Origin of the sequence: Rosettibacter primus, from assembly GCF_036860675.1 — a bacterium.
Taxonomy (GTDB): Bacteria; Bacteroidota; Ignavibacteria; order Ignavibacteriales; family Melioribacteraceae; genus Rosettibacter; species Rosettibacter primus.
In genome coordinates, this window is the sequence record NZ_JAYKGK010000001.1 from 347,107 (window position 1) to 373,689 (window position 26,583).

Annotated in this window: 20 protein-coding genes; 9 read left to right on the forward strand and 11 right to left on the reverse strand. The window is 29.9% G+C overall.

Annotated elements, in window-relative coordinates; all coding sequences use genetic code 11:
* Positions 1–64: 64 nt before the first annotated feature.
* The gene (locus VJY32_RS01535; RefSeq protein WP_353676111.1) at positions 65–2,398 is read left to right on the forward strand and encodes a response regulator; all 2,334 of its coding nucleotides are present in this window, start codon (positions 65–67) and stop codon (positions 2,396–2,398) included.
* A 58-nt stretch (positions 2,399–2,456) separates the two neighbouring features.
* On the opposite strand, the gene purE is transcribed toward VJY32_RS01535, so the two are convergent.
* Together purE and VJY32_RS01545 are read right to left on the reverse strand one after the other, a co-directional pair.
* Positions 2,457–2,948 carry a 5-(carboxyamino)imidazole ribonucleotide mutase gene (gene purE, locus VJY32_RS01540; RefSeq protein ID WP_353676112.1) on the reverse strand — a complete coding sequence of 164 codons (492 nt, stop codon included), beginning with the start codon at positions 2,946–2,948 and terminating at the stop codon, positions 2,457–2,459.
* 107 nt (positions 2,949–3,055) lie between these two features.
* A complete protein-coding gene (locus VJY32_RS01545; RefSeq protein WP_353676113.1) occupies positions 3,056–3,709 on the reverse strand; it encodes a head GIN domain-containing protein in 654 nt (217 codons plus the stop codon).
* A gap of 141 nt (positions 3,710–3,850) precedes the next feature.
* Here VJY32_RS01545 and VJY32_RS01550 point away from each other — a divergent pair, with 141 nt between their 5' ends.
* The 3 genes from VJY32_RS01550 to VJY32_RS01560 are packed head-to-tail and all read left to right on the forward strand — an operon-like array spanning position 3,851 to position 10,175.
* Positions 3,851–7,732, forward strand: coding sequence for an AAA family ATPase (locus VJY32_RS01550; RefSeq protein WP_353676114.1), 3,882 nt, complete (start codon positions 3,851–3,853; stop codon positions 7,730–7,732).
* Between the two features lie 26 nt (positions 7,733–7,758).
* On the forward strand, positions 7,759–8,484 hold the full coding sequence (locus VJY32_RS01555; protein ID WP_353676115.1) for an ABC transporter ATP-binding protein: 726 nt from the start codon (positions 7,759–7,761) through the stop codon (positions 8,482–8,484).
* Positions 8,481–10,175, forward strand: coding sequence for a putative ABC transporter permease subunit (locus tag VJY32_RS01560; protein WP_353676116.1), 1,695 nt, complete (start codon positions 8,481–8,483; stop codon positions 10,173–10,175). The genes VJY32_RS01555 and VJY32_RS01560 overlap by 4 nt, the downstream gene beginning before the upstream one ends.
* Here the strand turns inward: VJY32_RS01560 and VJY32_RS01565 are convergent.
* Positions 10,172–10,972, reverse strand: a complete 801-nt coding sequence (locus tag VJY32_RS01565; RefSeq protein ID WP_353676117.1) for an SDR family NAD(P)-dependent oxidoreductase — start codon at positions 10,970–10,972, stop codon at positions 10,172–10,174. The genes VJY32_RS01560 and VJY32_RS01565 overlap by 4 nt on opposite strands.
* A gap of 94 nt (positions 10,973–11,066) precedes the next feature.
* On the opposite strand from VJY32_RS01565, the gene VJY32_RS01570 reads away from it, so the two are divergent.
* Positions 11,067–11,417 carry a cupin domain-containing protein gene (locus VJY32_RS01570; RefSeq protein ID WP_353676118.1) on the forward strand — a complete coding sequence of 117 codons (351 nt, stop codon included), beginning with the start codon at positions 11,067–11,069 and terminating at the stop codon, positions 11,415–11,417.
* A 3-nt stretch (positions 11,418–11,420) separates the two neighbouring features.
* On the opposite strand, the gene VJY32_RS01575 is transcribed toward VJY32_RS01570, so the two are convergent.
* Genes VJY32_RS01575 through VJY32_RS01605 form a run of 7 tightly spaced genes read right to left on the reverse strand, consistent with a single transcriptional unit; the run spans position 11,421 to position 19,176 of the window.
* Positions 11,421–11,972, reverse strand: a complete 552-nt coding sequence (locus VJY32_RS01575) for a BMC domain-containing protein (protein WP_353676119.1) — start codon at positions 11,970–11,972, stop codon at positions 11,421–11,423.
* Between the two features lie 16 nt (positions 11,973–11,988).
* Complete coding sequence (locus tag VJY32_RS01580; RefSeq protein ID WP_353676120.1) at positions 11,989–13,305, reverse strand: 4Fe-4S dicluster domain-containing protein; 1,317 nt, start codon at positions 13,303–13,305, stop codon at positions 11,989–11,991.
* Entirely contained in the window at positions 13,305–14,540 is a 1,236-nt protein-coding gene (locus VJY32_RS01585) for a PP2C family protein-serine/threonine phosphatase (RefSeq protein ID WP_353676121.1), read from the reverse strand. Before VJY32_RS01585 ends, VJY32_RS01580 begins: the two co-directional genes overlap by 1 nt.
* Positions 14,541–14,542: 2 nt before the next feature.
* Complete coding sequence (locus VJY32_RS01590; RefSeq protein WP_353676122.1) at positions 14,543–15,811, reverse strand: M64 family metallopeptidase; 1,269 nt, start codon at positions 15,809–15,811, stop codon at positions 14,543–14,545.
* A 7-nt stretch (positions 15,812–15,818) separates the two neighbouring features.
* The gene (gene pyrE, locus VJY32_RS01595; protein ID WP_353676123.1) at positions 15,819–16,400 is read right to left on the reverse strand and encodes an orotate phosphoribosyltransferase; all 582 of its coding nucleotides are present in this window, start codon (positions 16,398–16,400) and stop codon (positions 15,819–15,821) included.
* Positions 16,397–16,681 carry a 4a-hydroxytetrahydrobiopterin dehydratase gene (locus VJY32_RS01600; RefSeq protein ID WP_353676124.1) on the reverse strand — a complete coding sequence of 95 codons (285 nt, stop codon included), beginning with the start codon at positions 16,679–16,681 and terminating at the stop codon, positions 16,397–16,399. The genes pyrE and VJY32_RS01600 overlap by 4 nt, the downstream gene beginning before the upstream one ends.
* Complete coding sequence (locus VJY32_RS01605) at positions 16,678–19,176, reverse strand: ATP-dependent Clp protease ATP-binding subunit (protein WP_353676125.1); 2,499 nt, start codon at positions 19,174–19,176, stop codon at positions 16,678–16,680. The genes VJY32_RS01600 and VJY32_RS01605 overlap by 4 nt, the downstream gene beginning before the upstream one ends.
* A gap of 318 nt (positions 19,177–19,494) precedes the next feature.
* Here VJY32_RS01605 and floA point away from each other — a divergent pair, with 318 nt between their 5' ends.
* The 4 genes from floA (at position 19,495) to gltX (ending at position 24,605) form a co-directional block, all read left to right on the forward strand.
* Positions 19,495–20,484: a flotillin-like protein FloA gene (floA, locus tag VJY32_RS01610; RefSeq protein ID WP_353676126.1), complete on the forward strand. Its 990-nt coding sequence runs from the start codon at positions 19,495–19,497 to the stop codon at positions 20,482–20,484.
* Complete coding sequence (locus tag VJY32_RS01615; RefSeq protein ID WP_353676127.1) at positions 20,484–21,038, forward strand: hypothetical protein; 555 nt, start codon at positions 20,484–20,486, stop codon at positions 21,036–21,038. The genes floA and VJY32_RS01615 overlap by 1 nt, the downstream gene beginning before the upstream one ends.
* The gene (locus VJY32_RS01620; RefSeq protein ID WP_353676128.1) at positions 21,038–23,032 is read left to right on the forward strand and encodes an ATP-dependent helicase; all 1,995 of its coding nucleotides are present in this window, start codon (positions 21,038–21,040) and stop codon (positions 23,030–23,032) included. Before VJY32_RS01615 ends, VJY32_RS01620 begins: the two co-directional genes overlap by 1 nt.
* Positions 23,033–23,144: 112 nt before the next feature.
* Positions 23,145–24,605 carry a glutamate--tRNA ligase gene (gene gltX / locus VJY32_RS01625; protein ID WP_353676129.1) on the forward strand — a complete coding sequence of 487 codons (1,461 nt, stop codon included), beginning with the start codon at positions 23,145–23,147 and terminating at the stop codon, positions 24,603–24,605.
* Between the two features lie 49 nt (positions 24,606–24,654).
* On the opposite strand, the gene VJY32_RS01630 is transcribed toward gltX, so the two are convergent.
* On the reverse strand, positions 24,655–26,349 hold the full coding sequence (locus VJY32_RS01630; RefSeq protein WP_353676130.1) for a glutamine--tRNA ligase/YqeY domain fusion protein: 1,695 nt from the start codon (positions 26,347–26,349) through the stop codon (positions 24,655–24,657).
* Positions 26,350–26,583: the final 234 nt, after the last annotated feature.

Genomic DNA, 26,583 nt, shown 5'->3' on the forward strand with positions numbered 1-26,583 from the left:
TTTAACTAAAAATCAATTTTAATATCTTTGAAAAAAATGAAATTTATTTTAACAAGAGAGAAATATGTATAATGAAATCAATGAATTAATACTTAAGATTTATGAATTAGCTGAATTTGCAAAACGAAGAGATAAATTTTTTCTTAATGAAGTATGCAACTTTTTAGTAAAAGAATTTAACCTTGAATCAGCAGTACTATTTAGAATTAATGAAAACAAAACTCTCAAGATAATAGGGAAACCAAATAACATTAGCAATGAATTTCTTAAAACAAATAATTTTAATTGTAATGAATGCAATGTTATTATTGAAGAAACGCAGTATATTCTCAATTATAAAAATGACTGTCAAATAAAAATATCCGAAGGCAAACTTCACGAGGCATGCGCATTAATAAAAATTTCTGATTCAAAAAAATTTTTATTGAAAATTGCTTCTAAAGCTGAAATTGAAAAACATAAAAAAACAATAATAGAAAATACCCTCCATTTAATTGGATTATTTATTGAATATTGGTTTAATCGTCAGCCCGATTCTATGGGTTATTTTCCTAATCTAGTTTTTCATACTACGCAAGAACTCAAAGCAAATGCATCATCAATCATCAATTCTTATAATGTTATTTCAGAGAATAAAGATACCAATTTACCAGAACAATTATCTTTAATTAAGAAAAATGCCCAAAGTATTTTATTGAATATTAATGATTTAAGTGAGCTTTCAAAATATGAATCTAATAATTTATCGTTAAATAAAAACCAAATTAATCTCTATAAATTCATAAATGATATTGTAAATCTTTTTAAAAAAAGAACAAGCAAAAAAATAAATTTTGAAGTTGATATTTCTCCAGAACTAAATATTCCAATAGAAAAAGATGAACAAAAAATAAAATATATAATAAGTACACTCTTATATGTTACTTCAATATTAACTAAGGAAGGTAAGATATTTATCAAGGCTATTCTTAATCAAAATAAAAAATTGGAATGTACAATATCAAATGAAGGAAAAAATCTTGATGCAGATATTATAAATAACTTTTTCGAACCATTTAAGCTTCAAGGCCTACCAGAATTTAAGAATACTAATCTCACTGGATTAAGTTTAACTTTAGTTCAAAAATATATTAATTTTCTTGGTGGAAATATTACAATTAAAAATAATTCACCAATAGGAATAATATTTAACTTTACAATTAATGGAGAAAAGATGTCACAATTAGAATCTACAATATCAAAACTTCCACAGCCCTCAACTAAAAATAAAGTTCTTGTAATTGAAGATGATTATGCGACATCAAAACTGCTTAGCAATTATCTCAATAAGTGGGGCTATGTTCCTGCAATTGTAAGTACAGAAGAGCAAGCATTTAACATAATTAATTCTGAACCTTTGCTTGCAATCATTCTTGATATTGAATTATCCAACACTAATGGACTTGAGTTATTGAAAAAAATTCATGAGAATCCGAATGCAAAAAATGTCCCTGTAATTGTTTGCTCAATAGAGCCCGAACAACAAAAAGCATTTTTAATGGGTGCTGTTGAATATTTTATTAAACCAATAAATTACAATTATCTCGTAGAAGTTCTGACAAGTTACAAGTTAAGGAAAAATTCAACTATCTTATGTGTGGACGATGATGTCCCTACATTAAATTTAGTTAAGCAAGCAATTGAAAGCGTAGGATTTAATGCTTTGGCAGAAAGTGTATCTGCTAATGTAATGGAATTAATTAAAGACAAAGATATTGACCTTGCTATTATAGATTTAGATATGCCTGCTCCAAACGGTTTCGAATTAATAAAAATGATTAAATCGGATAAACGTTTTGCACATTTGCCAATTATTATTTATACAGGGAAAGAAAATTACAAAGAAGACCTTTATAAAATTGAAGGCTTATTTGATGAGTTACTTGAAAAACGTTCCACAAATATTGAAGACCTTGCTGATGTTATCAATTCAATGATAAATAGATATGAAGTTCCACCCCCTGCCGAAGAAGTACTATCTAAAAAAGGTGTTAAGAAAATATTACTTGCAGAAGATTATAAACATTCTCAGATAATTGTAACACGCCTGTTAAAGAAAAATAATTTTGAAGATATTGTTGTAGTTGAAAATGGAGAAGATGCTGTAAAAATGGCTAAACAAGAAAAATTTGATTTAATACTCATGGATATGCAAATGCCAATCATGAATGGATTTGAAGCTACAGAAAAAATTCGCCAGATGCCTGAATACAAAAATGTTCCAATTATCGCACTAACTGCATTTGCTATGAAAGGTGACAGAGAAAAATGTCTTGAAGTAGGAGCTACAGATTATATTCCCAAACCAATTGACAGCAAGGAATTCATTGACAAGATTAAATATTATACGAATACATAATATCATTATATCAAAAATTATTCAATCGAAGATTAACATTTTATAAACAATTAAGAATTTATTTATTCAGTTCGGCATCTTTTTTTAAAACTTCATTTTCCATTGATTTTTTATATTCAATCATTTTTTTCGAAAGATTGCTATCATGTGTAGAGAGAATTTGTATAGCTAATAATCCTGCATTCTTCGCGCCATCTATAGCAACAGTAGCAACAGGAACACCGCCTGGCATTTGAACAATTGATAATAATGAATCCAATCCATTTAATGCACCACTTTTCAATGGGACTCCAATAACAGGAAGATGAGTATATGATGCAACAACACCTGGTAAATGAGCTGCTAAACCTGCACCTGCAATTACTACTTTTACTCCCCTATCTGCTAAACTTGAAACATATTCTTTAACATGATTTGGTACTCGATGAGCTGATAGTATTCTCATTTCATAATTAACTTGAAATTCTTCTAATACTTCAGCTGCTTTTTTCATAATAGGAAGATCTGAATCACTCCCCATAATTATGCTTACTAAAGTATTATTTCCCATATAATTACTTTCATAAAGTTTTTAATTTTGCTTCAAAATATATAAACAAAAAAGCAGAACTCAAAATATTGCTCTGCTTTTTTGCTAAGGAGCTATCATGCATCGAATTATCTACGTTTAATTGAACCTACTCCAGACACATTTGTTTTTGCTTCTTTAGGATTTCCATAATAATCAATTGAACCAACACCTGATACAGAGGCATTAAGGTAATTTGAAGAATATACTTCTGCATTACCAGTGCCGCTCACAGATACATTGACATCTGCAGCTTTTAAATCTTTGGCATTTAAATTCCCAGCACCTGCGATTTTTGCGTCAAGTTTCCCTGTAATTCCTGTTAATTTAATATTCCCTGCCCCGCTTAAATTAACTGTGAATTCATCAGTATTAATGTTCTTAACACTTATTGAATTTGCCCCTGAACAGTTTAATTCTTTTAAATCATTCACAGTAATTTCCAAAACCATTTCTTTTCGAGGTGAAATATTTTTTCTCGTATCAATTTTTAATGTTTTCCCATAAACATTACTTCTGATGTAAGGCAATAAATTTTCTTCAGCTGTAATTTTTAATGATGGTCCTTCGCCACATTTTACTTTTACTAAATATGCCCCTGCTACTTCCAATTTAGTAAAATCGGAAATGTTTCGATTTTCTGTTTTCAACTTTCCATTCCCTCTTATGCCCCAAAATGCACATGAACAACCACTTGCAATTAATGCAAATAACAATACAAAAGAAATTATTTTTCTTTTCATAATAACCTCCAAACTTTGACTTGTTAGACGATAATACATTATAGAAAGTTCTATTTTTTCTTTTTAGAGATTTAATGAATTATAGTAAATACTCAATACTTTTTTTATTTTCTATTGTGAAATAAAATTTTTTGATTAAAGATGACAAATGAAGAACTAAATAATCTTCAAGCTGAAGCATATGAACACCTCTGGAATGGAAGATACAGATTAGCATTATCAACTGCAGAAAAGGTATACCAATTTCGGCCAGACGATAGCGAAGCAGCTATTTGTCTTGCTTGGGCATATCTTGAAAATGGAAATCCATCTAAGGCACTTGAATATGCAAATTTAGCTGTTGAACTAAAAGGAGAATCTTCTCGAACAAGATTTTTTAGAGCTTACTTACTTTCCCGTTTAAGTATTTTTGAAGGAGCTATAGCAGATATAGAAAAATCACTAAATAAAGAAAGAGAATTATTAAGCTGGACTTATTTAACACTTGTTCGTTCTTTTGCAGGTTTAAAAAAATTTGATGATGCACTTAATACTTTAAAAATCGGCTACCTCATTGATGAGGGTAAAAATAAATCTTGGGATAAATTAAAAGCATATATTCACAAGGCAAAGACCTACTTTAACGATAATAATATGTTATCCCCTTCTAAAATTAAAGAATTATTAAATGATGCTTATGAAGCATTAAAAGATAAAGAATATTGGTTTGCACAGCTAGCTTCAAAAAAATTATTATCTCAAAAAATTCAGAATAATGAAAAAGATGAAGCAGAACTTATTGAATTAGAATCTATGTTTTATTTATTTCAGTATAAGCCTGCATTTAATAAAGCTGAATCACTTAAAAACAAATTCCACAATAACCAGAAGTTTAATTACATCTATAATTCACTTAAGAAATATTTATCAACTAATGAGGAATTAGAAGAACCAAAAACAATTGAAAGAAAAACAAAAATTGAACTTCCTGATTTATCGAAAGTTGAAGAACAAAGAGAAGAATACAAATTCAATTCGATATATTATCCAAATGACTATGTTCAAATTATATCAATAAAAATTTTTGATTCTAGTAGCGAAAATAAACCTGACGAAAGACATTATTATAATCAGGTTGATAAAAATGTAAACTGGTTGGGAGCTGAAGTTATTTTCAATAATCCATTTTATCTAAAAGAGAATCGGTCTTATGAATGTAAACTGATATGGTATATTGATGATTTTGAAATTGGTAATAATGAGTTCAAGTTAAATGTTCCAAAAGATTGGGATTCAATAATTTTCACACAAAGGATGGGTTCGGATAAACCTAATTTTTGGAAAAAGGGACAGGCAAAAGTAGAAGTATATATTAACAACTTTAAAGTTGGCGAGAAGTATTTTGGAATAAGCAGCTTCAGAATTAGTGATGAAGAATTTATTCCACCGCCTACAGTTACCAAAACAAAAGAACAAACAACCTCTATTATTCCCGCATCTGATAAAAGCATTAATGAATTATTAATTGAATTAGATTCGTTCATCGGCTTGAATAATATCAAACAAGCAATACGAGATTTTATTTCTTATCTGGAATTTTTAAATGAAAGAAAGAAACATGGTTTAAAAGCAGAAGACAAGATTGCAATTAATGCTGTATTTCTGGGTAATCCAGGTTCAGGTAAAACAACAATTGCACGATTGCTCGGAAACATTTTTAAAGCTATGGGAATTCTTCCATCAGGACATGTTATTGAAGTTGACCGTGCTGGTTTGGTTGGTCAATATATTGGTGAAACTGCTCAAAAAACAGAAAAGGTAATTAATGATGCTATAGGAGGTGTTTTGTTTATTGATGAGGCTTACACACTTGTTAAAAAAGGTGGAAGCTCTCAGGATTTTGGACAGGAGGCAATTGATATCCTTCTAAAAAGAATGGAAGACCGCAAAGGAGAATTTGTTGTTATCGCTGCTGGATATACTGATGAAATGAACGCTTTCCTTAATTCAAATCCTGGATTGAAATCAAGATTTACACATACTTTTGTATTCGAAGATTATACTCCAGAAGAACTTATTCAAATCTTTAATCTCTATCTCAAAAAAGAAGAATACAACATCACATCTGATGCATTAGAATTATTAAAAAAAGAATTTATAAATCTTTATAGAACTAGAGATAAAAGTTTTGGTAATGCAAGATTAGTTAGAAAGATTTTCGAAGAGGCAAAAATTAATTTAAGTAAAAGAGTAATTAATTTACCTGAATCCGGACGAACTAAAGAAAATTTAAATACAATCACAATTGATGATATAAAGAGTATATTCAAAAAAGAAAAAGAAAAAAATTTCAAGTTACCAATAAATGAAGAAGCACTTCAAGAAGCTCTCAAAGAATTAAATAATCTTATAGGATTAAATTCAGTAAAAAAGGAAATCAATGATTTAGTTAAACTTGCAAGATTTTATGCGGAGCAAGGAGAAGATTTAAGAGAAAAAATTACAAATCATTACCTTTTTCTTGGCAATCCAGGAACTGGTAAAACTACTGTAGCAAGAATTTTTAGTAAAATATTTTCTGCTCTTGGAGTTTTGTCAAAAGGTCATCTTGTAGAAACAGATAGACAGGGTCTAGTTGCAGGTTATGTCGGACAAACAGCTGAAAAAACAACTAATATAATTGACAAAGCAATTGGTGGAACACTTTTTATTGATGAAGCTTATTCCCTAAATAAATCTGAAAGCCAAGGTTCCGATTTCGGAAAGGAAGCAATCGACATTTTACTAAAAAGAATGGAAGATGAAAGAGGCAAATTCATTGTAATTGCAGCTGGTTATACAGATGAGATGAAGAAATTTATCGAGTCAAACCCTGGTCTTGAATCCCGATTTACAAAGTCTCTCTTTTTTGAAGATTATACTCCCAATGAAATGATGCAAATAATAAAAAGATACCTTTTAAAAGATAAAAAGGAACTAGCAGTAGATGCCGAAGAATATTTAACTAAATATTTCAATAATTTATATAAAACAAGAGATAAAAAATTTGGGAACGCTAGAATTGTTAGGAATATTTATGAGCAACTTAAACAAAAACTTATGCTCCGTGTAGCTGATTTGCCACCTTCAGAAAGAACAGAAGAAAAACTTAACACAATAACAGTAGATGATGTAATAGAAGTAACAGGAAAAGGCAGTAATGCTTCAGAATATCAAGTAAAGGGGGACCCTCTCAAACTACAAGAATATATGGATGAATTAAATTCTCTTGTAGGTCTGGAAAAAGCCAAAGAAAAAATTTATCAATTAATCAGTGGTTCAAAAATTATTCAATTAAAAAAAGAACGAGGTTTGCATATAATCGAACAAAATCTTCATTCAATTTTTATTGGGAATGATGGTACTGGAAAAACAACAGTTGCGAGAATTTTAAGCAAAATATTAAAAGAACTTGGAATACTAAATAAAGGCCATTTAATAAAAGTTTGTAGAACAGATTTGGTTGTAAATTATCAGGGAAGAACAGCAGTAAATACTGATGAAATTATAAGAGAGTCACTTGGTGGAATATTATTTGTTGATGAAGCATATGAACTTTTCCAAAACGATGACGAATTTGGTAGCGAAGCTGCTTCTATTATTTTAAAAAGAATGAGTGATTACAAAAATAAATTCGTAGTAATTTTCTCAGGTATCACTAATAAAATGAATTTATTAATAAATACTTATCAAAGTATTTTAAAGAATTTTTCTAATATAATCGAATTTGATGATTACACTCCTCGTCAACTACTTTCAATATCATATCTTATTGCAAATAGTCATGGTTATACGCTAGATGAAGGTGCATTGCAGATGTTGCTCGAAATTTATACTCAACTATATGAAAATAGAAATGAAAACTTTAGAAATGCTTTTACAGCAAAAACTATTCTTTATTCTGCCATATCAAAACAAGAACAAAGAATTTCATCTATAATTAATCCAACAGATGAAGATTTGAAAACTATTACGTTTGAGGATGTTGCAGCAGTTGAATTCTGAAAAGAAATTTATACCTGCATTATAAAATGTTAACATTAAAAAATCTTACAAAAATTTTTAATTCATTTATAGCTGTTGACAATATCAATTTATCAATTCAAAAAGGAGAACTATTTGGTTTTCTTGGACCAAATGGCGCAGGCAAAACAACAACTATAAAAATGATAGTTGGTTTGCTCTCTCCTACATCGGGCAACATTTTTTTAAATGATATTGATGTTTGGGAAAATCCGATTAAATCTAAAATGAAAATTGGTTACATACCTGATCAGCCATATTTGTATGATAAACTCACTGGTAGAGAATATTTATACTTTAGCGGTGGATTGTATCGATTAAAAAAAGAAACAATAAAAGAAAAAATTGATGAATTAACTGAGACACTGAAAATTGGTAACTGGATTGACAAAAGGACAGAAGAATATTCCCAAGGTATGCGGCAAAGAATTGTAATCGCATCAGCATTTCTTCATAACCCCGAATTAGTTGTTATTGATGAACCAATGATTGGTTTAGACCCTCAAACTGCCCATACAGTAAAAATTTTTTTTGTTGAGCAGGTTAAAAATGGGAAAACAATATTTATGTCAACTCACAGTTTAAATATTGTGGAAGAAATTTGCAGTTCGGTTGGAATTATCAATAAAGGCAAAATTATATTTCATGATTCAATAAAATCACTTGAGAATATGATAGGAAAAAAGAATAATAATTTTGAAGAATTATTTATTGAACTAACAAGTGAATCATGAGTCAATTAATCCAAATATTGAAATACAAATTGATAATATTCTTTCGCTTCGAGAAAAAACTAAATTTGAGTGAAATTATTAAAAATTTTGGAAGCAGCTTAATTTATATTGGTTTTAGTATTGGTACATTTTATTTCACCAAATATCTTATATGGTTTTTATTAACAAAAATCAAAATTGGTCTTTTTCTGCTGCATGAATTTATGTCAATGATTTTATTTATTTTCTTTTTATCTGTCAATATCGGGAATGTAATTGTTTCTTATTCAACTCTATATAAATCGAATGAGCTTAATTTTCTCATTATTCATCCTTTAGAGTCTTTACAAATTTTTCTAATAAAATTTCTTGATAATTTTTTCTACAGTTCTTCTACTCTAATACTTATTATTATTTCTGTTTTACTTGGTTATTCATTTTATTTCAAGCTGAGTCTTGCATCAACATTACTTTTTTTGATATTTAATTTCCTGCCTTACATTTTTTCTGCAGGTTGTCTTGGAGTGATAATCTTACTTTTAGTATTGAAACTTGCATCAAAAATTAGTTTAAGAAAAGTGATTGTTTTAATCTCAGGGATCTATTTAATGATTGTGTATATATTTTTCAAAACACAATCACCTCTTAAACTTGTGAATTCAATTATGCAATATTATCCCTTTGAAAATAGAGATATGTTTTTAAGTGAGATCATACCCCCAGTTTTAACATACTTACCGAATCATTGGCTATCAGAAGCTGCTTACTGGTTAATTAAAAATAATTTTCATAAAGCTTTAATTTTATCTTGTTATCAGATTTCATTATCACTATTACTTTTTGTTTGCACTTTATTTTTAGGAAAACATTTATACTTCGATACATTATTCAGCCATATTAAATACAAAAAAGAAAATTCTATTTTTTATAAAATTCAAAATAGAATATTAAACTTCTCTCGTTCAACTTTTAGAAATTCATACACAGAAACAATCCTGAAAAAAGATATCTTATTGTTCATTCGTGAACCAAGTCAAATAATTCACTTTGCTATACTATTATTTCTTGTAATAACATTTGCAATTAGTATAAATAGAATAAAATATGCGGATTTCGGGAATTATCTACTGCAAACTTCAATTTATTTATCAATAATGTTATTCAATTTTTTACTTGTTTCAACATTTTCACTGAGGTTTGTTTTTCCAATTATAAGTCTTGAAGGACTAGCTTTCTGGAAAGTAAAATCTGCACCAATCAACAATAAAATATTAGCAATAAAAAAAATAATGCTTTTATTTTTTATAATACAATTAATCTCATTGTCATTAAACATAATAAGCAATTACAAATTTGGATTAGTAATTACAATTCTCACTTCAATAGTAACTACTTTTTCATCAGCAACAATTTTTATGATTAATTTTGGAATGGGTGGATTGTTTGTAAATTTTAAAGAAAAAAATCCTATTAGAATAGCTTCATCAAGAGGAGCATCTCTTTCTTTTCTCTTAAATATTTTTTTTATGCTAATAGTAATTGCATTACTTACAAATGCAATTAGTAAATTCTTTTTATCAAGAATTCTTAACCATTCTTTTAACTACTTATTATTAATATACCCATCAATAATTATTTTGATAATATCAAGTATATTGTCTTTAGTATTCTTTAGAGCTGGATTGAGAGCTCTTAAAAAAGATTTTGCTTAATCTTGATTATAACTTTTTGCATATAAATTTTTTGCAATTATACCTGCTAATGATACTGCTATTCTTCTTGGAATAAATCTAACCATAACACTAACAATTTTATTTTGCATTCCATCAACTACCGAAGGCTTTTTACCAAGAGCATACAAAGCAGTTTTAACAACATCTGAAGCTTCTCTTGGTATTGGACCAACTCCAATCTTTGCTATCCTTTGAAATTCAGTATTTGTTCCTCCGGGATTAAGTGCAAGAACATCAATATTATATTTTTTCAATTCCCACCACAAGGCTTCGCCAAGATAAAGGTTAAAAGCTTTTGTAGCAGAGTATGTTGCCATCATCGGAGTAGGTTGAAATGCAACTGTACTTCCAAGAAATATTATTGCTCCCTTTCTTCTTTGAATCATATATGGTAAGAAATAATGTGTTAAAACTGCAGGTGCAAGACAATTTACTTTTATCATATCTATTTCTTTTGCAGTTTCGCAATTAATAAATTCACCTGTTGAACCAAAGCCGGCATTGTTTATTAATATTCCAATTTCTTTATCCTTTGTAATATTTTTTAATTCATCAATGTAATTATCAGTTGAAAGGTCAATCGGAATTATAATAGATTCTGTGTTATATTTTTCTTTTAATAAATTTGACAACTCTAACAATCTATATTTTCTTCTTGCAATAAGAATTAATTTCATTCCAAACTTAGCTAATTGTTTTGCGAATTCTTCTCCGATACCTGAAGATGCACCTGTTATTAAAGCCCACTCACCATATTTGTTAATAAAATTTTCCATTTAAACACCTAAAAAATTTTTGAAATAAAAATAGATAATTTTTTTGTATTAAAGTTTTCTGAATTAATTTTAAATGTAAAAAAAGAGGAATAGTATGAAAATAGTCAATATTAAAGATGTTGAAAAGAAAAAAGTATTAATGGAAGGTGCTTTTAACGCTTTCAAACAGATTCCAATTTCGAAAGCAGATGGGACCCCAAATTTTTCTATGAGAGTTTTTACAATTGAACCCAATGGATATACTCCGTATCACAATCATAATTATGAACAATTAAATTATATAATAGATGGGGAAGGAATTTTAATCAACGAAAAAGGTGAAGAAATATCTTTAAAAACTGGCGATTTCGTTCTAATAATGCCAGATGAAATGCATCAATATAAAAATAAATTATCAGACAAAAATTTTGTTTTTATCTGTTGTGTTCCCAAAGAATATGAATAATTATTAAATCATTTCAGTAAGTAATTCTGGTCTTGGCTTGGGTATAACAACTTTATTAACAAGTAATCCTCGATCAGAAATTACTTTTGCCCCAGCATCAACAGCACTTCGAACTGCAGCTACATCTCCTGTTAAAGTGCAAAATGCTTTTCCACCTAATGCCATTGCAAGACGTATTTCAATAATTTTAACATTTGCTGTTTTAATAGCAGCATCTGCTCCCTCTATCAGCGATGCAACCGAATATGATTCAAGAATTCCAAGTGCTTCTAACATATCAATATGAGTATGTCCAGACAACGCAGGAAAAATATCTTTATGAACATTTGGAATGACGAATGAATCAATAACAGCAAAGTCAATTTGATTGACAGCACTATCTACTGCAGATTGAACTTCTGCTACCTCACCACCAATCATTACCATATATTTTCCCGAACAAATTGTTCGTGATAAAATTAATTCTACATGAGATGTTTTTAACATTATATCAGCAGCCTGCATTCCAGCTGCGATGCTTGTAAGTTCTACTAAACCAATTGAATTCATTTCCATAATCTTCTGACCAATTTTAATTAGATGAAATTATAACATATTCTTGATTTACTTCTAAAATTTTTCCTGAAATTGAAGCATGAATTTTAGCACCCAATTTATTTTCTTCAACATTTCCAATTAAATCACCTTTGTTTACTATATCTCCTACCTTAACTACTGGCGTTGCAGAAATACCTGCATGCTGTTTCATTAATATTTTTACTTGTTTTACTTTAGGCTTCTCTCGATTAAAAGGTGTATGATGATTGTAATTTAATAAATCTAATTTTTTCATCAGCATATTAATTGGAACTCTTCTTCCATCTTTCATTGGGTGAACTTTAACAGGCTTTTTCTGTTCATATTTTATTCCTGCATTTCTCATAAATTCCTTACCTTGATTACATGCTTCTCTTGGATATAAATCTTCAGGACATGCGTAAAGAGAACATAAACCACAAGAGCAACATAAATCAGCATATTGATTCCACACTTCTTTTCCTGTTGTTGTGAAAGCAAGAGAACGCATAACTTTATGAGGTTGAACATCATAGCCTAACAAATATCTTGGACAAAATTCTGTACAATAACTGCATTGGTCACATGCAGATTTTCCTATTCGATTCATATCATGAACAGGCCGTGACATTCTTTTTATCAAATAATGTTCTTTTGGTAATATTATTAATCCAGCTGTAGTTTTAGTAACAACATCATCAAGATTGAAAGTGAGACTACCCATTAAAATTCCGCTGACAAAAATTCCATATTCATCAACTGTTGTTCCTCCGACAAAATCGATTAATTCTTTAAATGAAGTCCCAATTGGTACAAAAAAAGTTGATGGATTTTTTACAGCTCCAGATACACAAACCATTTTTTCTGTAACAGGTATATCATTTATAGCATTATTAATATTATAAAATGTTTCAACATTATTAACTACGCAACCGACATCTAAAGGTAATCCTCGTGGAGGGATTAATCTTTTAGTTGCAGCATAGACCAGTTCATATTCATCACCAGCTGGGTAAAAATCTCCAAGCAAACACAATTCAATTTTTTTATTTGATAAATTTCTTTTTATTGAATCAATAGCCTCAACATTTTTTTCTTTAATTCCAAAAAAAGATTTTACAGCAGAAATTTTGTTCATCATAATTTCAACACCATTTAATATCTCAGGTGCAAAGTTAACCATTAATTCATAATCTTTATGTACCAGAGGTTCACACTCGGCTCCATTAACCAATAAATATTCAACTTTAGATTTTGCTTTTATGTGTGTCGGAAAGCCTGCACCACCGGCTCCCACTACTCCAGCATTAAATATTTTTTCAACAATATCCATTAATCATTCCTTTTTATGACTACAAGCGTTTTATCATCCTGATATTTGCTATCAGATGTTGTGAATTTTGTAACATCATCTAAAATAGAATAAACAATTTCTTTAGGTGTAAAATTAGCTGTTTTTTTAATAATTTTTTCCAATCTTTTCTCATCATAAAATTCATATTTATCATTAGCTGATTCTACCACCCCATCAGAATAAATCACAAGTATATCACCTTTATGAAAATTAATACTATCTGTTTCATATTTTGAATTTGGGGCAGGACCTAATAATGGTCCAGTGGGATGCAGATATGTGAATGAATTATTTTTTTTACTATAGAAAATAGGCGGATTTTGGCCAGCATTCGCATAAAGGAATAAACCTTTTTTGTCAGTTGAAATTTCTCCATAAAAAAGAGAAACAAATTTGTCATCACTAAAAATTTTATTAACGAGTTGATTTAATCTAAACATCATTGGAGAAATTTTAATTTGAAAATTGCTTGCCATTCTTATTGCACCAGAGATATACATCGCTTCTGCTGCTGCTGCAAGTCCTTTTGATGCAGCATCTCCTACTACAATTCCAAGTCGTTCTTCATCATCTCCAATCTTTAAGTAATCATAAAAATCACCTGCAACATTTTCTGCAGGAATTGTTACTCCAAATATATCATAGAAATGAAATTTGTATTCATGTTCTGGTAAAATACTTCTCTGGAGTTCTTTTGCTTTATCAATATTCTCAATTAAATTATTTCTTGATAATGTTAAATATCTTTCTCTTAGCTTAGAAGTCAATACTGTTGCAATTACATTGAGAGTATAACGAAGGTCGTCACCAATTTGATCACTGTTAATTGCAATTAAATATTCGTAATATTTTTTCCCATTAATATTAATTTTCTTTCCGACACCTGAAGCAGAATACTTAAAAATTCCCTTTGCTATTAATGTAGCATCTGTTTCATCTGCAAGGATTGTTCTTACCGAAGATATTTTATCAAATATTACATAATCTTTAATAAAAAGTTTATAATCTTTTGGAATTTTTTGCACCTTACCAGTTTGAAATAATAATCTATAAGCCTGAATTGAAGGTTCTAATTTCCATACCCTCCCACCTGAAACATTAAATTGTTCTTTGCTTACAATCTGGTCAATAACATATTTGAGTAATTCAGCATCCTCATTAAAATTACCGGAAGCGATAGTATCAATTGTCTTAAATAATTTTTTCTGGTCCATTATTATTCAGAATAGAAATTAATGATGTTCTGTATTACTCTTTTGCAAACTTCATTAAATTCATTTGAAGAAAAAGAATTCATAATACTGTTTATTGAAGGTCTATAAACACCTTTAGAAACATAACCTCCACCTTCAAAAACACCAATTTTATTTTTATACTTTTCATTATTTGGGGTTGGAATTGGAACATTCGGTTCAATTAAATCTTTCCATTTTGATTCAAAATTTATTAGAGTAGTTAAATTAGGTTCCCAGGGTTCAACATCAAGAGGATAAAATTCTTGATAAGTATTATCATCTCCATATTCATCTCCCAATCCAGCAAGTCCATGACCAAATTCATGAATAAAAATTTGTTTGGAGCGTTCATTATCTGAAGCCGTAATGTTATAAAAATTATAAATTCCTCCACCACCATATTTTGATGTATTTACCAAAATAAAAATCTGGTCATAAGGCGCATTGGCAGCAACATCCCTTACAGAAAAATAATCTGAGGTCATCAAATATCTTTCGCTATCAAATGTGTAAAATCTTGAATTCAATAAAGTAGAAATCCATATTTCTTTACCTGGAATATCTGTTCCGCTTTGAACTGATGGTGCTTCAACTCCCCAGATATTTATTTTATCCTTATTTTCTAAAAAAGGTGAATACTCAAACAAATAATCAGTAAATCTTTTGCAATCATTTTTGAATTTTTCCATTTCACTTTCTGTATAACCCTCAGGAATAAAAACAATATCTAATTTTTTTGTCGGTTCTCCTGAATAATGAACTTTGAAGTTTTTATACGGTTTTAGTTTCTCTTTGATGATAAAATAATTATCGGGATTTATGACATATTCAAATTTTTTCTCAAAGATATTTTTTTTATTTCTTCGCAGAATTTCCACCTTTATATTTTTTTTAGGAAATGGCATTATCAGCGAGCCTTCAAATGAACGCCATACATTTTTTGCTTCTTCAGTTGTTTGCCATTCTTGAAATAAAGTTGAAAAACCTCGCGAATAAATCAGCTTGTTTTCAGCTTCATCATAAACTTTTAACATGTAATTGCCATAATTAAAAGTATCAATTAAATTTTTTTTAGAACCTGCCCAAAGCTGTTCTTTAACAAGTTTTTCAAAAGATATAATTTCGTTATCCTTATTGCCGGTATGATAAAAATCAAATCTCAAAGTTTCATTTGTAAAATATTCTTCAAAATTAATTTGAGAAAATATTATTGAAGAACATAAAAAAAATAGCCAGATTAATTTTTTCATGGTATTGCTACAGATTAATTTTTCTTGAACCAGGTTTTACAAGCGGGATTTTATTTTCTTTGCAAAGAGGACATTCATCAGGTAAATATGAAACAACATCTAATTGCAATGTGCTAAATTGTGGGACACCAAAATTTACTTTGTTATTACTTCTGTCTACAATATAACCCACTCCTGCAACTATTCCCCCATTATTTCTAACAATTTCAATTACTTCGAAAACAGAACCTCCTGTTGTAACTACATCCTCGCAAATTAAATATTTTTTTCCCTCTTCGATATAGAACCCTCTCCTTAAGGTTAATGATTTATCTTCTCTTTCAGCAAAAATTGATTTTTTGTTTAATTGTCTAGCTACTTCCTGTCCAACAACTATTCCACCAATTGCTGGTGATATAACCACATCAATATCATAATCTTTAAAGTGATTTGCTATCAATGAACAAATCAATTCATTATATTCTGGATATTGAAGAACAAGAGCACATTGAAAATATTGGTTGCTGTGTCTGCCAGAGGTTAATAAAAAATGCCCATTTAACAGGGCATTAGTTTTAAGAAAAATATCGAGAATTTGATTGTGTGTCATTTTACTATTTGTTCTATTTTATGAGCAAGATTAATATCGTTTTCTGTAATGCCATTAGCACTGTGTGTAAACAAAATTACTTTAACATTATTCCAACCATAAAGATACAAATCTGGATGATGGTCTAGCTTTTCTGCTTCTATTCCAATCCTTACAATAAATGAAATTGCTCCTGAAAAATTTTTAAGCTTATATTCTTTGATAAGTTTATTATCTACAATTTCCCAACCAATTACATCATTTAATTTTTCTTTTACTTCTTCAGCTGATAATACTTTCATATAGTTTTCTTTTCTTCGCTGTCCTGTTCTTCTGTTTCAGTTGCTTTTTCAGGAACAAAGTAAAGTTCATCGGAATTCTTTTTATGTTTTACTATAATCTTATCACCTTCCTTAAAATGACCGAGCAATAATTCTTCTGCAAGAGGGTCTTCTACATATTTTTGAATTGCTCGTTTCAAAGGTCTAGCTCCAAATTTAGGATCAAAACCTTTTTCAGTTAAGAATTCAACTGCCGACTTATGCAATTCAATACTCATTTTGTTTTCACTCAGATTCTTAATCAAATCTTTCATTTCAATGTTGATAATCTTCTTAATATCTTCTTTATCAAGATTTCTGAATACTATTGCTTCATCAATTCTATTTAAGAATTCAGGATTAAACAATCGACGCATTGCATCTTCAACAGTATTTTTCAAACTTGTATATTGGTCAGCTTCAGAAGCAGTTCCAAAACCAAATCCACCTGTTGTTTTAATATCTTTTGTACCAACATTTGAAGTCATAATTATAATTGTATTTTTGAAATCAACTCTTCTTCCTAAACTATCTGTTAAAATTCCATCATCAAGTACTTGAAGCAAAATATTAAATACATCAGGATGAGCTTTTTCAATTTCATCAAATAAAACAACAGAATATGGTTTACGACGAACTCTTTCTGTTAATTGACCACCTTCGTCGTATCCAACATATCCTGGAGGAGCCCCAACAAGACGAGATACAGCAAATTTCTCCATATATTCACTCATATCAATTCTAATTAAAGCATCTTCGCTGTCAAATAAATATCTTGCTAATTCTTTTGCGAGTTCAGTTTTTCCTACTCCAGTAGGTCCTAAGAATATAAAAGTTCCAATTGGTTTGTTAGCTCTCTTCAATCCTGCACGAGCACGACGAATAGCTTTACATAATTTGCTAACTGCCTCATCCTGTCCAACAATTCTTTGTTTAAGAGCTTCTTCCATATTCATTAATTTTTCTGATTCAGCCTGAACTACACGAGTAACTGGAATGCCTGTCATCATCGATACAACAGTAGCAATGTCATCTTCGGTAACATCATATATCATATCTTGAGTTTTAGCTTCCCATTCACGTTTAGCAATTTCAAGGTCTGATTGTAATTGACGTTCTTTATCTCTCAATCTTGCGGCTTCTTCATAATCCTGTTGTTTTACAACTTGCAGTTTCAGTTGTTTAATTTTTTCGATTTCCTCTTCGAGTTTCATAATTTCTTCTGAGACTGTAAAATTACCCATATGAACACGAGCTCCAGCTTCGTCAATAACATCAATTGCCTTATCAGGTAAATATCTATCTGTAATATATCTTTCACTTAAACGAACAGCAGCTTCAATTGCTTCTTTTGAATAGCGCACATGATGATGTTCTTCATACTTGAATTTAATATTTTCAAGAATCTGGATAGTCTCTTCCGGACTTGGAGGATCAATCATAACTTTCTGAAATCGTCTATCGAGAGCCCCATCGGTTTCTATATATTTACGATATTCATCAAGAGTTGTTGCTCCAATGCACTGAATGTCACCACGAGCTAGTGCCGGTTTAAACATATTTGAAGCATCAAGTGAACCTGATGCACCACCTGCACCAACAATTGTATGCAATTCATCTATAAACAAAATAACATCATCAGCTTTCTCCAGTTCATTCATTAAAGCTTTCATTCTTTCTTCAAACTGTCCACGATACTTTGTTCCTGCAACTAAACCTGCAAGGTCTAATGTAACTACTCTTTTATCCTGTAAAATTCTTGGTACTTTTCTTTGAACAATCTTTAATGCAAGACCTTCAGCTATTGCAGTTTTTCCAACTCCTGGTTCCCCAATTAAAACTGGGTTATTCTTTTTTCTTCTGCTTAAAACTTGAGCTACTCTTTCAATTTCTTTCTCTCGACCTATTACAGGGTCTAATTTACCTTCAAGAGCTAATTTTGTTAAATCTCTTCCAAAATTATCAAGAACTGGTGTTTTAGTTTTTTCTATTTTTTTAGCTGTAAATGGCTGAGGTGATGAACTAAATTTGTTAGACTCACGGCTTGCTAAAATGTTATTCAATTCAGCTCTTGCATTATCATATGTAACATTGAATTGATGAAGTATTTGAGTTGCAATATTATCTTCATCTCTTAAAAGTGAAAGCAAAATATGTTCAGTTCCGATAACATCTGACTTATAAATTTTTGATTCTATCTGTGTAATTTTAAGAACTTTTTCTGCCTGCTTTGTAAGAGGAATATTTCCAATCGTTAATGTTCCACCAGATGATCTAACAGTATCCTCAATCGCTTTTTTAAGTTTAACAAGATCGACATCAAGATTTCTGAGAATTTTTACAGCTATACCCTGACCTTCTCGGATAATACCCAAGAGAAGATGTTCTGTGCCAATATAATCATGACCAAGACGTAGGGCCTCTTCTCTGCTCAATCTAATTACTTCTTGAACTCTTTCTGAAAAATTTCCTTCCATATTTTTCCCTTTTATAAAATTCTATTGCTTTAACAGAAAATCTACCTAATTAGTTTCTTAAATATAAAGATAGTAAAACCTCTTAGCAAGGAATGTAAAATGGAATACATGCAATAAACTTCATGCCAATCAAATTGAATCATTTCATTAATTAAATTAAAAGAAAGTTTTGAAAATCCATAGAAATCTTTCATTTAATGAAACTATATAAATTATTGAAAAATTTATCAGAATAGAATTTTTATACTTAATACCGATATTTTGGTAATTGTCATATTTTATTAATATTTTGGTAATTAATTTAATGTGGAGTTAAAAATGGAAGCATTAACTGGCGTTTCAATATTAATAATAATTGCAGTAATAATTTTTTTATTTCTGTTTTTTTACTTTGTGCCAATTGGATTATTTATAACAGCTTATTTCTCAGGTGTAAAGGTAAGAATTTTTAGAGATTTGATTGGAATGAGATTACGCAAAGTATCACCACAGGTAATTATTCGAAATTTAATCTCGGCAACAAAAGCAGGAATTGATTTAAATATTTCACTACTTGAAGCTCATTATTTAGCCGGTGGCAATGTAACTAATGTAGTTAATGCTCTCATTTCAGCTAATAAAGCAAATTTAGATTTAGGATTTGAAAAAGCTGCTGCAATTGACCTTGCTGGAAGAGATGTGCTTGAAGCTGTAAAAATGTCGGTAAACCCCAAAGTTATTGAAACACCAATGGTAGCTGCTGTAGCTAAAGATGGTATCCAATTAAAAGCTATTGCAAGAATTACTGTAAGAACAAACTTAGAAAGACTTGTTGGAGGAGCAGGAGAAGCAACAATTCTTGCTCGTGTTGGAGAAGGTATTGTATCTACTATCGGTTCGAGTAATTCACATAAAGAAGTTTTGGAAAATCCAGATAGCATTTCTAAGGTTGTTCTCTCCAAAGGACTTGATGCAGGAACTGCATTTGAAATTCTTTCCATAGACATTGCAGATGTTGATGTTGGAACAAACATAGGTGCAATACTTCAAGCCGACCAGGCAGAAGCGGATTTAAAAGTAGCTCGAGCTAAAGCAGAAGAAAGACGAGCTGCTGCTGTTGCTTTAGAGCAGGAAATGAATGCAGAAGTTGCACGTATGCGCGCTAAAGTTGTTGAAGCTGAAGCTGAAATACCAAAAGCTATTGCTGAAGCTTTTCGTAATGGTAATTTAGGTGTTATGGATTATTATCATCTTAAAAATATTCAAGCTGATACTGAAATGAGAAATGCTATTGCTAAACCAGAAGAAAAGAAAAAAGAAAATCAATAATGGATAATCTAATTGAAATAATAATTACTTTTTTTGTTATCTACAGCATCATAAGTATGATTGCTGGAATGAAAAAGCAAAAAGGTGAATCAAATTTACCAGGAGAAGACAACAGTGATATATCTTCTCCTGATACATTTAGATATCGACAACAAAAAAATGAAAGAACAATTACAATTGAAGACCTTTTTGGTTTAAAAATTCCTCAAACAGAATATGAAAAACCAGAAACAAAAAGCAGTGAAAATATTTCACTTGAAAATATAAGCTGGGATCCGGAAAAAGAATTTGAAGAAAAAATTAAACAAAAAGAATCACTTGAATATAGAAACATAGAAAAAAATATTCCCGATATTGATTATGATAAAACACCATCATACGAAATTGCAGCTGTAAGAAGAGTTGACAAACAAGATGTTAAAGTTTATGAAGAAAAGAAAGTTTTTGAAAATCAATTACTTAATATAAAAACCAAACTCAAAAATCCAGAAACCGTTAGAGAATTATTTATTATTTCCGAGATTCTAAATAAACCAAAATCACTCCGCAGATAATGGCAAAAAAATTTGTAATTAAAAAAGTAAACCAAATTCAAATAGAACATAGCATTGATGAATCAAGATTTAAGATAAATTACAGAGAAGCATTAAATCCCTCACAATATGAAGCTGTATGTTCGATTGAAGGAAATTATCTAGTAATTGCTGGTGCGGGGAGCGGTAAAACCAGAACTCTTGTCTACCGTGTTGCAAGATTAACAGAACTCGGGTATGACCCATCTTCAATATTACTTCTTACTTTTACACGCAAGGCAGCTAAAGAAATGATGGATAGAGCTGCAATACTACTTGATAACAGATGTTCAAAAATAAATGGCGGAACATTTCATTCATTCGCTAATCTTACTCTTCGAAAATATGCTAAAGCTGTTGGTCTGGATAATGGATTTACAATACTCGATCAGGCAGATAGTGAAGATGTTATTAATCTTATAAGAGGACAACTAAATTTATCTCAGCATAAAAAAAGATTTCCAAACAAACAAACTATCTTCAAAGTATTGAGTTTAAGCGCAAATACTACTAAACCGATAGAAGAAATACTTCAAGAAGAATATCCTCACTTTGCTGAGTATACAGATAAATTTCTGGAAATTAAAAAAATTTATGAATCTTATAAAAAACAAAATCATCTCTTAGATTACGATGACTTACTAATTTATTTAAGAAATTTTTTGTTCGATCTTGGTCCTGCCGCCAAATCATTTCTCAACACAATTAAATTTGTAATGGTAGATGAATATCAGGATACAAATAAATTACAGGCAGAAATTATTCAAGGATTAGGACAAATTAATCAGAACATTACGGTTGTTGGTGATGATTCACAATCAATATACGCTTTCAGGGGAGCAAATTTCAAAAATATTATGGAGTTCCCAAAATTATTTAAGAATGTCAAAATCATAACACTCGAAGAAAATTATAGAAGCACTCAAGAAATTTTAAACTTTGCAAACTACATTATTGAGAATGCAATTGAAAAATATCCAAAACATCTTTACAGCAGAAAAATTGGAGGAGAACTTCCAGGAATAGTAAGTGCTGCAAATGAAAATATGCAGTCAAGATTCATAGTTGAAAGAATTTTAGAACTTCGTGAAGAAGGTGTTCCACTAAATGAAATAGCTGTTTTATTCAGGTCTTCTTTTCATTCGTTTGATTTAGAAATTGAACTTAACAAAGCAAATATTCCTTATGTAAAATTTGGGGGGATGAAATTTATTGAAGCCGCACATGTTAAAGATTTACTTTCTTTCCTACGAATTGCAGCAAACCCGCTTGATTTTGTAAGCTGGTATCGTGTATTATTATTGCATGAAGGAATTGGTCCTAAAAAAGCTCAACAAATAATGGATGAAATTGCTAAAGATAATTTATCAATAAAAAGAGAACCTGAAAATACGGTAAGTAAAAAATATAGCGATAAAATTTTCAATTTGTTTTCACTTCTTCACGAAATTCATACGAAAAATCAATTACCCGCTGATAAAGCAGAATTAGCATTAAAATATTATGAACCACTTTTTATAGATAAATATGATGACTGGAATAAACGCAAAAAAGATTTAGACATTTTTATTAACATAGCAGAAAATTATAGAAGTCTCGACAGTTTTTTAGCTGATATGGCTCTGGAACCACCGCAGGATACTGTAATTGATGTAGAAGCTACAGATAAAGAAAAAGAATTTGTTACGCTTTCAACAATTCATTCAGCTAAAGGATTGGAATGGCACACAGTTTTTATAATTCATGCAATAGATGGGTTTTTTCCTTCAAGTCAATCTTTTGAAAAATTAGAAACACTTGAAGAAGAAAGAAGATTAATGTATGTAGCAACAACAAGAGCAAAACAAAATTTATATGTTTGTTATCCAATGAACATTTTTGACCGTTACAACGGAACAACTTATGCTAAACCGTCACGCTTCATACAAGGAATTACAGAAGATAAAGCTGACTACTGGCTAATCGAAGAAGGATAATCTCTCTTTACTTTATATTGCTTATATTTAGTTATTCACATGTTTATACATTATCAAGAATAAGACAATATACTTTAATATATTTAGTTACAAAAAATTTTGAGGTTTAAATTTGGAAAACATTAGAGTACGTTTTGCACCAAGTCCAACTGGTTATTTACATGTTGGTGGACTTAGAACAGCTCTTTATAATTATTTATTTGCAAGAAAAAATAATGGTAAATTTATTTTAAGAATTGAAGATACTGATAGAAGCCGTTATGTTGAAGGCGCAGTTGAAAATTTGATTGCATCATTAAAATGGTGCGGTCTTAATTATGATGAAGGTCCTGATATTGGAGGTGCCTATGGACCTTATATGCAATCTCAGCGAATTGATATTTATCAAAAATATGCACAGGAATTAATCTCTAAAGGATACGCATATTATTGTTTTTGCACACCAGAAAGATTGGAAGCATTAAGAAAAGAACAACAGCTACAAAAACTGCCACAAGCAAAATATGATAAGCATTGTCTTCATCTATCGAAATCTGAAATTGAAGAAAAATTAAATTCTAAAATACCATATGTTATTCGACTAAATGTTGAACCAAATCAAAAAATAATTTTTGATGATGCTATTAGAGGCACTGTTGAATTTGACAGTAATAATATTGACGACCAAATCTTAATTAAAAGCGATGGATATCCTACATATCACATGGCAAATGTTGTCGATGACCATTTAATGAAAATAAGTCATGTGATTCGTGGAGAAGAGTGGCTCTCTTCTACTCCAAAACATATTTTATTGTACAATTATTTTAATTGGGAGAAACCAATTTTTGCTCATCTACCATTACTGCTAAATCCTGATAGGTCTAAACTAAGCAAAAGACAGGGTGATGTTGCAGTTGAAGATTATCGCGCTAAAGGATATATGAAAGAAGCATTAATCAATTTTGTTGCTTTGCTTGGATGGAATGCAGGAGATGATAAAGAATTTTATTACATGGATGAATTAATAGAAAAATTTTCACTTGAAAGAGTCAATAAATCAGGTGCAGTTTTTGATATTGACAAATTAAACTGGCTCAATGCCGAACATTTAAGAAAAAAACCTGATGATGAAATTTTATCAATGCTGAAAGATTATATCAAAACTACAGAATTTGCTGATAAAAATTTTTCTGATTCATTTTTGTTAAATATTATCCATGCAATGAAAGAAAGAGTCTCCTTTGTTCATGAATTTGTAAATAATTGTAAATACTTCTATGAAGAACCTAAAGATTATGAATTAAAATCTGTCGAAAAAAATTGGAAAGATGATACACCGGAACTGATGAAAAAATTAGTTGAAAGATTTTCTTTACTGAATAATCCTAAAAAAGAAGATTTTGAATATGCATTAAACAAAATTGCAGAAGAACACAACATTAGCAAAGGTAAATTAATTCATCCATTAAGATTAGCAGTATCTGGTCAAAGCACTGGTCCAGGAATTTTTGATATTTTATTTATACTCGGTAAAGATGAAGTTATCAAAAGAATAAATATTGCATTAGAAAAAATACCTCAACTTTTATGAAATAAAATTTATTTCCTGCTCGTTTTTATGCGAGCGGGAAAATAAAAATCTAATTAGAATCTTTCTTCCAGCTTTCTTTTAATGTAACTGTTCTGTTAAAAACTAATTTTTCATTTGTTGAATATTTAGTATCAACACAAAAGTAACCATTTCTCTCAAACTGAAATTTGTCGCCCGGTTTAGCATTTTTAAGAGACGGTTCAATCATTGCTTCGGGTATTATTGTCAAAGAATTTGGATTAATGTAATCCAGCCAATTTTCATATGCTGCTGGTTCTTCTACTGTAAATAATCTATCATATAATCTTACTTCAGCTTTTTCTGCATGTCGTGCAGAAACCCAGTGAATCGTCCCTTTTACTTTTTTATTACTTTTCCCGCTGCCACTTTTAGTATCAGGGTCATAAGTGCATCGTAATTCTAAAATTTCTCCTTTGTCATTTTTAATAACTTCTTCACATTTTATTATGTAAGCATAGCGCAGTCGAACTTCGCCATTTGGGACTAAGCGATAATAACCTTTTGGAGGATTTTCCATAAAATCTGTTTGTTCAATATAAATTTCTTTCGAGAAAGGAACTTTTCTTGTGCCTGCACTAAAATCTTCAGGATTATTAATTGCATCAAGTTCTTCTACTAAATCATCAGGATAATTTGTTATTACAACTTTTAATGGATTAAGAACTGCCATTGCACGTTGTGCTCTTTTATTCAAATCTTCTCGAATTGCATATTCAAGTAAAGCTATGTCTGTTAAAGCATCTCTTTTGGCAACACCAATAATCTCTGTAAAATTTCTTATTGCTTCTGGAGTATAACCTCTTCTTCTTAAACCAGAAATTGTTGGCATTCTTGGATCATCCCAGCCATCCACATATCCTTCCTGAACAAGCTGCAAAAGTTTTCTTTTACTCATCACTGTGTAACTCAAGTTCAAACGTGCAAATTCTATTTGTTGTGGATGATAAATTTCAAGCTGATCTAAAAACCAATCATACAAAGGTCTGTGATTTTCAAATTCAAGAGTACAGATTGAATGAGTTATTCCTTCAATTGAATCTTCGAGTCCATGAGCCCAATCATAAGTTGGATAAATACACCATTTATTTCCCTGGCGGTGATGAGGCTGATGAATAATTCTATACATTACTGGATCTCGCATGTTTAAGTTAGGGGAAGCCATATCAATTTTTGCACGAAGAGTTTTTGCTCCATCAGGAAATTCACCTTTGCGCATCCTTTCAAATAAATCAAGATTTTCCTGAATAGTTCGATTTCGATATGGACTTTCTATTCCAGGTTCTGTTAATGTTCCTCGTGTCTTCCTAATTTCTTCTGCACTTAAATCGCAAACATAAGCTTTACCTTTTTTAATTAGTTCTACTGCCCATTGATACATTTGCTCAAAATAATCTGATGCAAAAAATAATCTGTCTTCAAAATCTGCTCCAAGCCATTTTACATCCTCAATTATCGAATTAACATATTCTACTTCTTCCTTTTCAGGATTTGTATCATCAAATCGAAGATTAAATTTCCCTCCGTAATGTTGAGCAATCCCATAATTTAAGCAAATTGCTTTTGCATGGCCTATATGAAGATAACCATTAGGTTCTGGAGGAAATCTGGTATGGACTCTCCCACCCCACTTATTTGTTCTGATATCTTCATCAATAATTTCATAAATAAAATTCTTTGGCTTTTTTTCTGACCGATTTTCAGTCTTGTTGTTCTTTTCTTCCATAATTTCACAAAAAATTTTTAATAATTTAATCCAAAGTTACAGAAATATAAAAAGGAGCTCAATACACAAATAAAAATATATGTTATTAAAAATTTCTTATTAAATATTAAAAAATTATTTATAAGAAATTTCTTAAAGATATTTATAACTACACCTAAATTTGAGAATTGCAATAAATGATTTATTAAAGAAATTCAATTAAAAAACGATAATATATTGCAGAGAAAGCTATTT

Coding starts and splice junctions, on each gene's coding strand:
- VJY32_RS01545 (WP_353676113.1), bottom strand. CDS start 3,709: ATGAAAAGAAAAATAATTTCTTTTGTATTGTTATTTGCATTAATTGCA.
- VJY32_RS01570 (WP_353676118.1), top strand. CDS start 11,067: ATGAAAATAGTCAATATTAAAGATGTTGAAAAGAAAAAAGTATTAATG.
- VJY32_RS01580 (WP_353676120.1), bottom strand. CDS start 13,305: ATGGATATTGTTGAAAAAATATTTAATGCTGGAGTAGTGGGAGCCGGT.
- VJY32_RS01565 (WP_353676117.1), bottom strand. CDS start 10,972: ATGGAAAATTTTATTAACAAATATGGTGAGTGGGCTTTAATAACAGGT.
- VJY32_RS01605 (WP_353676125.1), bottom strand. CDS start 19,176: ATGGAAGGAAATTTTTCAGAAAGAGTTCAAGAAGTAATTAGATTGAGC.
- VJY32_RS01550 (WP_353676114.1), top strand. CDS start 3,851: ATGACAAATGAAGAACTAAATAATCTTCAAGCTGAAGCATATGAACAC.
- pyrE (WP_353676123.1), bottom strand. CDS start 16,400: ATGACACACAATCAAATTCTCGATATTTTTCTTAAAACTAATGCCCTG.
- VJY32_RS01600 (WP_353676124.1), bottom strand. CDS start 16,681: ATGAAAGTATTATCAGCTGAAGAAGTAAAAGAAAAATTAAATGATGTA.
- VJY32_RS01585 (WP_353676121.1), bottom strand. CDS start 14,540: ATGGACCAGAAAAAATTATTTAAGACAATTGATACTATCGCTTCCGGT.
- VJY32_RS01615 (WP_353676127.1), top strand. CDS start 20,484: ATGGATAATCTAATTGAAATAATAATTACTTTTTTTGTTATCTACAGC.
- floA (WP_353676126.1), top strand. CDS start 19,495: ATGGAAGCATTAACTGGCGTTTCAATATTAATAATAATTGCAGTAATA.
- VJY32_RS01560 (WP_353676116.1), top strand. CDS start 8,481: ATGAGTCAATTAATCCAAATATTGAAATACAAATTGATAATATTCTTT.
- VJY32_RS01575 (WP_353676119.1), bottom strand. CDS start 11,972: ATGGAAATGAATTCAATTGGTTTAGTAGAACTTACAAGCATCGCAGCT.
- VJY32_RS01630 (WP_353676130.1), bottom strand. CDS start 26,349: ATGGAAGAAAAGAACAACAAGACTGAAAATCGGTCAGAAAAAAAGCCA.
- VJY32_RS01555 (WP_353676115.1), top strand. CDS start 7,759: ATGTTAACATTAAAAAATCTTACAAAAATTTTTAATTCATTTATAGCT.
- VJY32_RS01620 (WP_353676128.1), top strand. CDS start 21,038: ATGGCAAAAAAATTTGTAATTAAAAAAGTAAACCAAATTCAAATAGAA.
- purE (WP_353676112.1), bottom strand. CDS start 2,948: ATGGGAAATAATACTTTAGTAAGCATAATTATGGGGAGTGATTCAGAT.
- VJY32_RS01535 (WP_353676111.1), top strand. CDS start 65: ATGTATAATGAAATCAATGAATTAATACTTAAGATTTATGAATTAGCT.
- VJY32_RS01590 (WP_353676122.1), bottom strand. CDS start 15,811: ATGAAAAAATTAATCTGGCTATTTTTTTTATGTTCTTCAATAATATTT.